The following is a 12,477-nucleotide window of genomic DNA, read 5'->3' on the forward strand; positions in this document are numbered from 1 at the left end:
CCAGGAGGCCAAGGGCATGCCCAGTTTCGACACCCCGACATTCGACTTTCAACGCGCCGCTGCCCGGCAGTTCGGCGATCGCCCGACGCTGCGCCAGGTCGCGAGCGAACAACTGCTCAAACTGCTGCTTGCCGAGCTGCCGTGGCTGGCATCCGTACAGCCTGCATTGTCGTCCGCCGACCCATTGACGTTGGACAGTCCAGACCCATCGACCCCGTACTGGAACACCCAACCGTTGGTCGAGCGCGTTCTGCAGGCCATGCTCCAGACCCAGTCCATCGACCTGCAACCGCTTGATGGGCGCCATCATAACCTCGGGCTGATCGCACCTTATCGCTTCGCCGGTTCCAGCAGCGCGTACGACACCCGCCAGTTGCCGGACCTAGGCCCGGCGCTCGACGAGCTGATCGAGCGATTGCCGCAACATTTCTGCCAGGCTCAGCTCGACTATTGGAACGGTGTCGGCAGTGGTGCAAGCAGCCGAGACAGCTGGATGCAGTTGCTGTTGAAGACCGCGCTATTGCGTGGGTTGCCATTGCAAGGCCTGGATGCCCAGGAGCAGGCGTGCATACGAGGGCTGATTCGCGGTGGTGGCGATCAGCCTGACGTGAGCTTCGTGCAGGTCGAGTTATCCACAGGCTCGCGTAGCGTGAACGAAACCTTGGGTCATCTGCTGGTCACCGGCGAGTGGGATGAGCGGGAGGTCATCCTATGGTGCGCGCCTTCTGGGCAGGTGAGCAGTTTCGCCTCGATGAAGGCGTTTGCCGTGGCCCTGCGCAATGAACTGGCGCAGCGCTACAGCTTCGATGCCATGAGCTGGCAGCGATACAGGGTGGAGGGCAATGTCGCGGCGCAACAAGTGGTGCAGTTGCTGGAGCAGATGTTCGAACGGGTCCAAAGGGTGCGCTACGGGCGCTTGGCCGATGTGCCGGCGCTGGAACAGCTGTTCGCCCAGCTGAGCGACCCGGCGCAGTGGTTCATCAGCTACCTGGACGACACGCCTGCGGTCAAACCGCCACCGGGGCTGCTGACAAGCGCAGCCAATGACACGTTCCAATACCGCAATGCGTTGCTGCAGCTCGCTGTGGACCACTTGGATGCCGAAGGCGTGGCTGCCCTGGATGGCGTCATGAGCTTGCACGACTACACCCACCAACGACTGAGCGAGCAAATGCTCAAGGAGCATGGCGATGCCATGTCGCCGGATGAACTGCTCCTTGAATTCTACATCGCGTCGGGTATCCCCGGAGGATCGGCCACAGGAGCCGGTGGGGGCGAGCCTCTTGCCTGGGCGGGCGAAAAGACCTTGACCGAATATGCCATCGGCAAGCTTGGCTCGCTCAAGGACGCCTCGGTAATACGTATCCGTCATGCACAGGGGGCCACAGTACCCGCGTGGCTGAACGCCGAAGCGGCCAGGCGACTGGTCGAGCGCGTCGACATCGGCGGCACCTATCCTCGCTATGTAGCGCAAGTGCTGGATGATCCGCTGCAGCGGGACCGGCGTGTCCAACGGTTTGGCCGGGAATGGCGCAATGCCCTGCGGTTCAGCGCCCTGCAAGGCAAGCTGGACGGTAAGATCACCGATACTGGCCTGCAGTGTGTCGTCAACTTCTGCAATGGTCATGACGATCCGGACGCACCACGAATTACCCTGATGCCACTGACCTTCAGGCGCCAGCCCCAGTCCCGCCACGATGACACGGTGCGTGGCATGTACGTGTTGTTCTGCGCCGAGCCCACGCGGGTGCTGCTGTATCGTCCGTTGTACAGGCAGGACACACTGCGTGAGTATGCAAGCTTCGAGAAGTTGCTGGAACACGTGCAAACGTCCGTGCGATTGCAAGCGAGCGTACTCGACTGGTTGCAGCCGCAGGTTCGCCATATCTACGACAACGGCGGTTTCATCGAGCCGCATGTCGCCAGCATCGGCCTGGACCCTTCCAGCTTGCCCGAGCGACCGGCTCCGCCAGTCCTTCAGCCGGTGTTCTGGAATACCAGTCTGGACAACAAGCTTTACGACGCGAACCGTGATTTGCTGGTAGAGCTGGCCGACCAGCAGTCCACCTCCAATGCCGAGCGCCGCTGGGAAACGCTTTCACAAGGCGCTTGGCTGCTGTTCGATGTGGTCACGCTGGTGTTGCGCGGGCCTGTGGCCAGCGTGACGTGGATGGTGCAACTGCTAACGTCCCTCGATCACGATTTGCTTGCCCTTGAACAGGAAGGTGACTTCGACCGGTCTGCCGCCGTGGTCGATTTGTTGCTGAATCTGGGAATGGTCCTGTTGCATGCACGCCAACCCGGCGCTTTGCCTGAAGGTTTTGGGCAAATCCCTGACGCATTGGCTCTTGAAGGGCTGGCCGCGCAGAGCGGTGCGTTTCGCGAGATTTCCCTGGTGCCCTCAGAAGGGCCGGTAGCGATGGTCGGTGCACTGGGGGCGCTGCCCGACCGCCAGCTGGACTTCACCTGGCGGGGCAACCATGGTTTCAACTGGCTGCCACCTACTCAGCGCCAGGCGTTGCGCGCCATGCGCTCGGGCGTGGCGTTCGATTCCTCCAGCCTGCAGGCCAGCGGAGGTGCCGCGGGCCTGCACCTTGTCGACGGGCAGTTCTATGCCGTCATGAGCGCAGACGCCTACCCTGTGGAGGTGACGGCGCAGGGCGTGCGGGTAATCGACGGCAAGGGCGGTTACGGGCCCTGGTTAGTCCATGTGGATGGCGGCTGGCGAGTGGATAGCACGCTGCGCCTTGCCGGAGGCATGAAGAACAGTCGCTTGGGCAAGAACCTTGCCGCTCAATTCGAAGCGCTCAGGCACTCGGTCGAAGCGCTCGATAGTCAAGGCAAGGTCGCGATCAGTGCCTTCAGCCAGATCAGTCTGGACATCACCGAACTGCTGGAGAAGATCGACAAGCTCAAGGCGCTTCGCCAAGGTGCGCAGGCCACGCTCGAGGCTGGAGGCTCAGCCGACCAACGCAAGTCGACCGAGGCTGTCATCGAGCACTACGACGCTCGGATCGCTCAATGGCAAGCGCAACTGCTCAGCAAGCGCCATGAATCGGTTCCTCACCTTGAGGTGGCCGTGCAAAAAGACAAGCAGATCAAGGTCAAGCTCGACGCCATGCTTGAACCGAAGTATTCCAACAGCCGCAGCCAGGCACTCGATAGTGCGATCCAGCAACACAGGGACAATGTCCTGAGCAGCCTCATCTATTACAGCGACTTCATCCTCAACGAACTGTGGAGCCTTGCTGACTACACCGAGTTGTTGGCGCTCAAAGCGGCAGTCGAAGGGCAGCCGCTGGTGCAGGTACAAGAACAGTACCTGGCCTATCTCGACAAGCTCAAGCGTGTCGCGGCAGTCCAGAATCGTATTCTGAGCGCCTATGAGGACCTCGACGTGTTGCTGGTCGAGGCTCCTGCCGATCTGGTCATAAGCATCGGCATGGAAGCCGTCACTCGAACCGCTGGTTCACTCATTCCCAAGCGAAAGTTCAGTACGGTGCAGTTTCGCTTTCACCATGTCCTGAATCTGGCCGACCTGGCGCTGAATCTGGGGTCTGTGAATGATCAGCACATCTTGCGTGGTTACCGGAAAGAATTGGCCGGGCATGAGTTGCGTAATGTGGCCGGTGCCCATGGTGAGCTTGATTTCGCCAATCTGCCGGTCGATGACCGCATAACCATTCTCCAGGATGCCTGGGATGGCTACTCCGAGGCGCTGCTCAACAGCGCGCGCATCGGCAGGGAAGGTGGTGCCTTGGTCAGGGGCGTGATGCTTGACCGCTACCGGACCGAACTGGAAAAACTCAAGGCAGATGCAGGACGACGGCTGGTGGACGCCGTCGAGGAGGCCGAGAAAGGCGTCGTGGCAAGCCAACGTAAAGCTTATCTGGCTACCACCAACTCTCAACGGGTGGTGCGTAACGGGAAGGGGCAGATACTCATCGGCACTGTGATCTCGGAGAACGGACAGGACGTCCTGGAGGTGCGGGAGCCATTCAGCGATACGCTGCTGGCCCGTTTCGACCGGGTGAATGACCGTTGGCAAGAGCGCGACTCAGAGCCAGTCTCTGCCGAGCCGGTGGTGCAAGAGACGGATTCGGCGATGCGCGTGCAGCGCTTGTTGGATGAAAATGCTCAGCTCTCGCGCAAGGCTGATGAATATGTCAAAAGCGACATCAAGGGAACGCGGCTGGCGCAACTGTTCGATGAACAAGTCGATAAGCTAGGCCGTGAGGTGGACTGGTTGACCAGGCAAGGTGCTAGCACCAGTTTGATCAAGGCATTGGAGGCTGCCTCCGACGAGCTGCGCGCGGAAAAGAACCTGAAGCTGATCAAACTCTACACCGAAACGCGTTATCCAACCGCCGAGGCGCTTCGCTTCCTGCATTCTCAGCAGCTGCTGAGAGTGCAGTACATGGGCCCGCGACAGGTCATGCGCAATGACAGTGCATTCGATGAGTACAAGATTATGCGCACCCAGGCGGGCGCTGCGTCTGGCAGGCCGTTGTGGGTGGCGCATTTTCACATGCGATCTGCGGACTCGCCGGCGCGGGATTTCACCCGAGGCCACCTCAAAACCTGGGCTCAGCGGCGCGTGAGTAGCCAGGAGGCCGCGCAGATGGGGCGTCGGGTCCATCGTGGCAGGCTGACCCTCGAGCAAGCCGAGGGCATCATCCCGTTCGATTGAAGCCTCAGCGGTTGCTGTAGCGGCCATGCTTGCCATGGGCAGGCATGGCCTGGTTGCTTCGTACGCTTATCATCTGGCGCAGTCCAATCAGGACAACACCTTCAGACTTCAGGCGAGGCAGCTCGCGCTCGAGCACTTGCAGGGTCTGTGGGTAAGGATGCCCGATCACCACGGCCGAGCCTTGGCGCTGCGCCAAGGCGACAGCCTGGTGCAGCTGTCCCTCGATCGCCTCCACGGTGCGTACGTCATCCAGGAACACATCCCGCGAGACATGCGCGACGTCCTGGGCCTGCGCCTCGGCTGCGGCCACGGTGGCGGCGCTGGTGCGGCTGTCGACGAAGAACAGATGGCGCCGTTGCAGCTCGCCCATCAGCCAGGTCATGGGCTCGCGTTGGGCGGTCATGCGGCTGCCCATGTGGTTGTTGAGACCGGCGGCATAGGGCACTTTGGCCAGGGCTGCATCCAGTCGACTGGCCAGTTCCGGCAACGGGGTGCCGGGGTGCCAGGCATAGGGGCCGGTGGCCGGATCCATGGGCATGTGCAGGATGACGGTCTTGCCTGCCTTATGGGCCTGGCGGGCGAAGTCGGTGGCATGGGGCGTATCGGGCATCACGGCCAGGGTGATCGGGCCGGGCAGGGCGAGGGTGCGGCTGTCGCGCTCGCTGCTCTGGCCTAGGTCGTCAATGATGATGCTGATGTAGGCCTTGCCGGCCGGTGCCGCTTGCGCGACCCCGGCCAACAGCCATAGCAGTGAGAACAACAGGTACCGCATGGGGGGCATCATTTACCCGAGGTGATGTTCAAACCTTTGAGCAGGCTCAGCGCCTGGCTCAGTTGGAAGTCATTGTCCTGCGGGCGCTCCTTGCGCTTGCCGCTACCGGTCGGACGGTCGGCGCCACCGTTACCGTTGCCCAGGTGGCCTTGCAGGTCGGCTTCCTTGAAGTTGTCATTGTCGACCTCTGCGGTGAGCTTGGCCGGGCGCACTTCGATGTCCGGCACGATACCCTGGGCTTGGATCGAGCGGCCATTGGGGGTGAAGTACAGTGCGGTGGTGAGCTTCAAGGCACGGTCGTTGGCCAGCGGCAATACGGTCTGCACCGAGCCCTTGCCGAAACTGTCGGTACCCATCAGCACGGCGCGTTTCTGGTCCTGAAGGGCACCGGCGACGATCTCCGAGGCCGAGGCGCTGCCGCCGTTGATCAGTACCACCAACGGCACGCCTTCGCTGGCGTCGGCCGGGTCGGCGGAGAAGCGCAGCTCGGAGTTGGCGATGCGGCCCTTGGTGTAGACGATCAGGCCCTTGGTCAGGAAGTGGTCGGCCACCTCCACGGCAGACTGCAGCACGCCGCCTGGGTTGTTGCGCAGGTCCAGCACCACGCCGCGCAGTTTCTTGCCGTTGTCCTTGCGCAGCTTGGCCAGGGCCTTGCCCACTTCGTCGCCGGTCTTGACCTGGAACTGGGTGATACGGATGTAGCCGTAATCGTTTTCCAGCAGCTGGCTCTTCACGCTCTTGACCTGGATCACCGCGCGGGTGAGGGTCACATCGAATGGGTTGCCGCCATCGCGAACCAGGGTCAGGGTGATCTTTTCGCCAACCTTACCGCGCATCTTGTCCACGGCTTCGGTCATGGTCTGGCCGCGAGTCGGTGCGCCGTTGATCTTCACGATCAAGTCGCCAGCCTGGACGCCTGCGCGCGAGGCCGGGGTGTCGTCGATGGGCGAGACCACCTTGATGAAACCGTCTTCCTGGCCGACTTCGATGCCCAGGCCGCCGAATTCGCCGCTGGTGCTTTCCTGCAGCTCCTGGAAGTCTTCCGGGCCCAGGTAGGCCGAGTGTGGGTCGAGGTTGCTTAGCATACCCTTGATGGCGTTCTCCAGCAGGGTCTTGTCGTCCACGGGTTCGACGTATGCGGCCTTGATACGGTCCATGACCTCGGCAAAGGTACGCAGCTCCTCCAGCGGCAACGGCGCCTTGGCCGTCACTTCGGTGGCCGGTACCGAGGCTGGCTTGGCCGGCTCGGCAGCGATGGCCAGGGGCGCGCCGACCACCAGGGCGATGGTCAGGGCCAGCTGGGTGAGACGTGGGGAGTGCAGCATGTCGAACGAACTCCTGATCCTGTAGGCGCTCCCTGCGGGAGCATCGGTGCGGTGCCGGGCACCGCGCCGTAAAAAAGTGAACTAGCCTCGGCACCACTGGGCTGGGTCGGTAGGACGACCCTGCTGACGGATGGCGAAGTACAAACCTGCGCTGTCCTGCCCACCGCTGTCACCCACGGTGGAAATGGCCTCGCCGGCCTTGACGATGTCGCCGGCGCTCTTGAGCAGGCTTTGATTGTGGCCGTACAAGCTCAGATAACCATTGCCATGGTCCAGAATGACCAGAAGTCCGGCGCCACGCAACCAGTCGGCGAACACCACGCGCCCGCCATGCACGGCGCGGACCTGGGTGCCGGGGCTGGCGCTGATCATCACGCCGTCCCACTTGGCCCGGGCATCGCTGCCTCGGGCATCGCCGAAGCGTGCAAGCAATCGACCATTGACCGGCCATGGAAGTTTTCCCCGTGCGGCGGAAAATGCACCGCCATAGCTTGCGCCATCGCTGGACACCATCGGGCCCAGGGTGGTGCGGGCCTTTTTCGCAGGCTCGGCATCGTCGCGCTCGCGGGCGGCGGCCAGGGCCTCCTGCTGACGGCGCTTTTCCGCTTCCTGCTGGGCCAGCAGGGCTTTCTTGCGCGCCTCCTCGGCCTCGCGGGCCTGGCGAGCCAAGGTTTCCTCGATGGTCTTGAGCACCTTGGCCAGGTCGGCCTGGTCCTGCTCGCGGGCCTGTAGTTTCTGGTCGCGGTCCTTCATGTCGCTGTTGAGCTTGGCCAGCACTTGCTGACGCTTGCTGCGCTCAGCCTCCAGGGCCTGGCGCTGGGTATCGAGGTCGGCGCGCTGGGTGAGCAATTGTTCCTGCTGGCGAGCGATGTCCTGTTCGACATTGGCCAGTTGGCGCAGGGTTTCGTTGAAGGCGCGCAGTTGCTCCATGCGTGCCTTGCTCAGGTAGTCGTAGTAGGTAAGGGTGCGCGCGAACTTCTCCGGGTTCTGCTGGTTGAGCAGCAGCTTGAGGTACTCCTCGCGACCGTTCTGGTAGGCCGAACGGGCCTGGATGGCAATCAGTCGCTGTTGTTCAGTGCGGGCGCTCTGGAGTTTTTTTTTCTCGGTATCAAGGCGCTCCAGCTCGCCCTCGGTCTTTTTTAGTTCTTGCTGCAGAGCCTCCACCTGCTTTTCGAGGTTGCCGATGTCGGTCTCGGTGCTCTTGAGGTCTTTTTGCACGCCTGATTTTTCTTCCTGGAGCTTGCCCAGCATCTTCTTGAGCTCGGCGATGTCCTGGCGGGTGGCGTCCAGTTGTTGCTGGGTCTGTGCGCGCTCGTCGGCGAAGGCCGGGCTGAGCAGGCAAGACAGGGCGAGGAGGATCAGGGCGCGAAGCATGAGGTTGGGCGTACCAAGGATGGAGACTGGCCTAGTATGCCCGCGCAAGCCTGCAAAAAAAACGCCTCACTGCCGGTGCAGAGAGGCGTTTGTCTGGAATTCATGTGCCAGGGGGCCGCAAAGCAGCCCCTGGGTGTCGATCAGGCATCGACCAGAATCGAGGTGCCGGTCATCTCCACCGGCTTTTCCAGCCCAAGCAGCTTCAGCATGGTCGGCGCCACGTCAGCCAGGACGCCGCCTTCGCGGACCTTGACGTTGCGCTTGCCGACATAGATGAACGGTACCGGCTCGGTGGTGTGGGCGGTGTGCGCCTGGCCTGTGCACTCGTCTTCCATTTGCTCGACGTTGCCGTGGTCGGCGGTGATCAGCGCCTCGCCGCCGACTTTATCCAGAGCCTCGACAATGCGCCCGACACAGCCGTCCAGTGCCTCGACCGCCTTGACCGCTGCTTCGAACACGCCGGTGTGACCGACCATGTCGCCGTTCGCGTAGTTGACCACGATCACGTCATAGCGCTGCTGCTCGATGGCTTCGACGATACGGTCGGTGACCTCGGGGGCGCTCATCTCCGGTTGCAGGTCGTAGGTGGCGACCTTCGGCGAAGGAATCAGGATGCGTTCTTCGCCTTCGAACGGCTCTTCGCGGCCGCCCGAGAAGAAGAAGGTCACATGGGCGTATTTCTCGGTCTCGGCGATGCGCAGCTGGGTCTTGCCCTGTTTCGCCAGATACTCGCCCAGTACGTTGTTCAGGCTGGCCGGGGCGAAGGCGGCGGGTGCCGGGATTTTGGCCGAGTACTGCGTCAGGCCGATGTAGGCGGCCAGTTTCGGCAGGCGGGCGCGAGGGAATTCGTTGAAGTCCGGCTCCACGAACACCCGGGACAGCTCGCGGGCGCGGTCGGCACGGAAGTTCATGAAGATCACGGCATCGCCATCTTCGACCTTGACCGCTTCGCCGATACGCGTGGCCTTGACGAACTCGTCGCTTTCGTCACGGGCGTAGGCGGCTTCCAGGCCAGCAACGGCGCTGTCTGCGGTGTACTCGGCAACGCTGTCGACGATCAGGTTGTAGGCGGCGCTGACGCGGTCCCAGCGGTTGTCACGGTCCATCGCGTAGTAGCGGCCGATCAGGCTGGCGATACGGCCCTTGCCGAGCTTGGCGAAAGTGGCGTCGAGCAGCTCGATGGAGGTCTGCGCGCTACGCGGCGGAGTGTCACGGCCGTCCAGGAAGGCATGCAGGTAGATTTTTTCAGCGCCACGTCGAGCGGCCAGTTCGGCCATGGCGATCAGGTGGTCCTGGTGGCTGTGCACGCCGCCGTCGGAGAGCAGGCCGAGGATGTGCACCGCCTTGCCGGCACCGGCAGCCTTGTCCACGGCGCCAGTGAGTACGGGGTTTTCGAAGAACTCGCCGTCGCGGATGGCTTTGGTGACGCGGGTGAAGTCCTGGTACACGACACGGCCAGCGCCGAGGTTCATGTGACCGACTTCGGAGTTGCCCATCTGCCCGTCCGGCAGGCCGACGTCCATCCCGGAACCGGAAATCAGACCATGCGGCTGACTGGCGCGCAGGCGGTCGTAGACCGGGGTGTTGGCGGCATAGATGGCATTGTATTCGGGGCTTTCGCTATGACCGAAGCCATCCAGGATGATCAGGACCAGGGGTTTGGGCGTGCTCGTCATCAATCAAACTCACGGTTGTTCAAAGATGATAAAGACACGCATTTTAGGGCAAATGCGCCATCAACGGCGAATAATCGTCCCGTTGCCCGACCGGCGCGGCGATGGTGCGGGATGAAAGTGCCTTCGCCGCCGGCCCGTCGGGCTTTGGTGGTCATAAGCGGCTGTGTATACTGGCCGGCATTTTCAATCGCGTGGAACACCCCAGATGGTTGCTAACCTGATTCAATTTGCGACAAACCACTACATCCTGGTGGCGATCTTCGTTGTCTTGCTGGTCGCCCTGTTGGTCAACGAAATCCGTCGTGGCGGGCAGAGCCTGAGCAACGGCCAGTTGACCGCACTGGTCAACGCCGAAAAAGGTCTGGTCATCGACATTCGTCCGGCCAAGGAATACTCCACCGGTCACATCGTCGGCGCGCTGAACATCCCCCAGGACAAACTGGTCAACCGCATGACCGAGCTGGAAAAGCACAAGGCCAAGACCCTGATCGTCGTCGATGCAATGGGCCAACAGTCCGGCACCATCTGCCGCGAGTTGCTCAAAGCTGGTTACACAGCCGCCAAGCTCAGCGGTGGCGTTTCCAGCTGGAAAGCCGATAACCTGCCCCTGGTGAAGTGATATGAAGCCCGTCATCGTCTATTCCAGCGACTACTGCCCCTACTGCATGCGCGCCAAGTACCTGCTCGAGAGCAAAGGCGTGGAGTTCGAGGAAATCAAGGTCGACGGCAAGCCGCAGGTACGCGCCGAGATGAGCCAGAAGGCCGGCCGTACTTCGGTGCCGCAGATCTGGATCGGCAGCACCCACGTCGGTGGATGCGATGACCTCTACGCCCTGGAGCGTGCCGGCAAGCTCGACGCGCTGCTGGCGGCCTGATTTGCATTGCATTCAAAAACATTAGGATAAGGATCTGCCATGACTGACCAACAGACCAACGGCGCAGCAGAAGACAACAGCCCTCAGTTCTCCATGCAGCGCATCTATGTGCGTGACCTGTCGTTCGAGGCCCCGAAAAGCCCGCAGATCTTCCGCCAGCAGTGGGAGCCGAGTGTTGCCCTGGACCTGAACACCAAGCAGAAGGCACTGGAAGGCGACTTCCACGAAGTGGTGCTGACCCTGTCGGTTACCGTGAAGAACGGCGAAGAAGTGGCCTTCATCGCTGAAGTCCAGCAGGCCGGCATCTTCCTGATCAAGAACCTGGATGCGGCGTCCATGAGCCACACCCTGGGCGCTTTCTGCCCGAACATCCTGTTCCCTTATGCCCGTGAGACCCTGGACAGCCTGGTCACCCGCGGTTCGTTCCCGGCGCTGATGCTGTCGCCGGTCAACTTCGACGCCCTGTACGCTCAAGAAATGCAGCGTATGCAGGAAGCCGGTGAAGTGACCGTGCAGTAATCGCTGCCCACGAAAAAGGCGACTTCGGTCGCCTTTTTTTATATTCGCGTGCCGTGCTGATCGCCGGCAAGCCGGCGCCTGCAGGGACTGCGATGGTTCTCCGAACGCCGTAGGTGGTCGATCAACTCCCGGCAAACCCGTTTTGTCGCCACGCCTCGTACACCGTCACCGCCACGGTATTGGACAGGTTCAGGCTGCGGCACCCAGGCCGCATCGGCAGGCGCAGGCGTTGTTCGGCTGGCAGGCTGTCCAGCACCTCGGCCGGTAGCCCACGGCTCTCGGGCCCGAACAGGAACGCATCGCCCGGCTGGTAGGCCACTTCGTGAAAGGGGTGCGAGCCTTTGGTGGTGAAGGCGAACAAGCGGGGATTGCCGAGGCTCTCCAGGCATCCGGCCAGGCTCTCGTGGCGTTTGAGCGTGGCATACTCGTGGTAATCCAGCCCCGCCCGGCGCAGGCGCTTGTCATCGAGCTCGAAGCTGATGGGTTCGATCAGGTGCAGGTCGCAACCGCTGTTGGCACAGAGGCGAATGATGTTGCCGGTATTCGGCGGAATTTCTGGTTGAAAAAGGATGACGTGAAACATGCACGGCTCCAAGCGTGAAGATGGCGAGCATTCTACCCCTGAACCGGACCTGCGTTCGAAAGGCTTCCCACGGGTGATGCTCTCGTTGGCGATCATCGGTCTGATGGTCGGCCTGATGATCGGTAAGTTGACCACCCCTGACCAGCGTGTGCTGGAGCAGGTGGAGGTGGTGCAGGACGGGCTGGACCTGTGGTTCAACGAAGAACCCAAGCTGCATGGCGAGAACGTGGAGGGAACGGTCGCGGTGCTTTTCGAGGCTGAGGGCAAAGCCCAGCGAGGCCAGTTGAGCCTTCAGGGCAAGCCAGTGGGCTGGCGTTTACAGAAGCGTGATGAAGGGCTGCTGCTGACCCTGGTAGCCGCGCGTCCCCTGCACGGCGAGTGGGGCGGTGCAGAGGACGCCGGACGTTGGCGTGTGCAGGTGAGGCTGCACGAATAAAAGAGGGGATTCCCGGCCTGCCTGTACCGAGGTCCCCGAAGGGTGATGCTACGGCATGTAAAAGAGGGGATGTCTCGGCCTGCCTGTACCAAGGTCCCCGAAGGGTGGAGCTACCGCGTGTAAAAGAGGGGATGTCTCGGCCTGCCTGTACCAAGGTCCCCGAAGGGTGGAGCTACCGCGTGTAAAAGAGGGGATGTCTCGGCCTGCCTGTACCAAGGTCCCCGAAG

At 62.1% G+C, this 12,477-nt stretch carries 10 protein-coding genes; 5 read left to right on the top strand and 5 right to left on the bottom strand.

Going from position 1 to position 12,477, the window contains the following annotated elements; translation table 11 throughout:
- Nucleotides 1-16: 16 nt before the first annotated feature.
- Nucleotides 17-4,690: a hypothetical protein gene (locus VXM67_RS03940; protein WP_367237507.1), complete on the top strand. Its 4,674-nt coding sequence runs from the start codon at nucleotides 17-19 to the stop codon at nucleotides 4,688-4,690.
- 4 nt (nucleotides 4,691-4,694) lie between these two features.
- On the opposite strand, the gene VXM67_RS03945 is transcribed toward VXM67_RS03940, so the two are convergent.
- From VXM67_RS03945 to gpmI, 4 genes are all read right to left on the bottom strand, one after another.
- A complete protein-coding gene (locus VXM67_RS03945) occupies nucleotides 4,695-5,462 on the bottom strand; it encodes a divergent polysaccharide deacetylase family protein (protein ID WP_023378265.1) in 768 nt (255 codons plus the stop codon).
- Nucleotides 5,463-5,470: 8 nt separating this feature from the next.
- A complete protein-coding gene (locus VXM67_RS03950; RefSeq protein WP_023378266.1) occupies nucleotides 5,471-6,787 on the bottom strand; it encodes a S41 family peptidase in 1,317 nt (438 codons plus the stop codon).
- A gap of 81 nt (nucleotides 6,788-6,868) precedes the next feature.
- Nucleotides 6,869-8,161 (bottom strand): murein hydrolase activator EnvC, encoded by a 1,293-nt coding sequence (locus VXM67_RS03955; RefSeq protein WP_027907925.1) that lies wholly within the window; start codon nucleotides 8,159-8,161, stop codon nucleotides 6,869-6,871.
- Between the two features lie 140 nt (nucleotides 8,162-8,301).
- A complete protein-coding gene (gene gpmI / locus VXM67_RS03960; protein ID WP_023378269.1) occupies nucleotides 8,302-9,837 on the bottom strand; it encodes a 2,3-bisphosphoglycerate-independent phosphoglycerate mutase in 1,536 nt (511 codons plus the stop codon).
- Between the two features lie 205 nt (nucleotides 9,838-10,042).
- Between gpmI and VXM67_RS03965 the strand changes: the two genes are divergently transcribed.
- The 3 genes from VXM67_RS03965 to secB are packed head-to-tail and all read left to right on the top strand — an operon-like array spanning nucleotide 10,043 to nucleotide 11,231.
- On the top strand, nucleotides 10,043-10,456 hold the full coding sequence (locus tag VXM67_RS03965) for a rhodanese-like domain-containing protein (protein ID WP_023378270.1): 414 nt from the start codon (nucleotides 10,043-10,045) through the stop codon (nucleotides 10,454-10,456).
- Between the two features lies 1 nt (nucleotide 10,457).
- Nucleotides 10,458-10,712 (top strand): glutaredoxin 3, encoded by a 255-nt coding sequence (gene grxC / locus VXM67_RS03970; RefSeq protein ID WP_023378271.1) that lies wholly within the window; start codon nucleotides 10,458-10,460, stop codon nucleotides 10,710-10,712.
- Nucleotides 10,713-10,751: 39 nt separating this feature from the next.
- Nucleotides 10,752-11,231 carry a protein-export chaperone SecB gene (secB, locus tag VXM67_RS03975; RefSeq protein WP_027907926.1) on the top strand — a complete coding sequence of 160 codons (480 nt, stop codon included), beginning with the start codon at nucleotides 10,752-10,754 and terminating at the stop codon, nucleotides 11,229-11,231.
- A gap of 121 nt (nucleotides 11,232-11,352) precedes the next feature.
- Here the strand turns inward: secB and trmL are convergent, their stop codons facing one another.
- Nucleotides 11,353-11,814: a tRNA (uridine(34)/cytosine(34)/5-carboxymethylaminomethyluridine(34)-2'-O)-methyltransferase TrmL gene (gene trmL / locus VXM67_RS03980; protein ID WP_013974580.1), complete on the bottom strand. Its 462-nt coding sequence runs from the start codon at nucleotides 11,812-11,814 to the stop codon at nucleotides 11,353-11,355.
- Between trmL and VXM67_RS03985 the strand changes: the two genes are divergently transcribed.
- On the top strand, nucleotides 11,813-12,250 hold the full coding sequence (locus VXM67_RS03985; RefSeq protein WP_023378273.1) for a hypothetical protein: 438 nt from the start codon (nucleotides 11,813-11,815) through the stop codon (nucleotides 12,248-12,250). The genes trmL and VXM67_RS03985 overlap by 2 nt on opposite strands.
- Nucleotides 12,251-12,477: the final 227 nt, after the last annotated feature.

Source organism: Pseudomonas sp. Rh2 (assembly GCF_040762985.1).
GTDB lineage: Bacteria > Pseudomonadota > Gammaproteobacteria > Pseudomonadales > Pseudomonadaceae > Aquipseudomonas > Aquipseudomonas taiwanensis.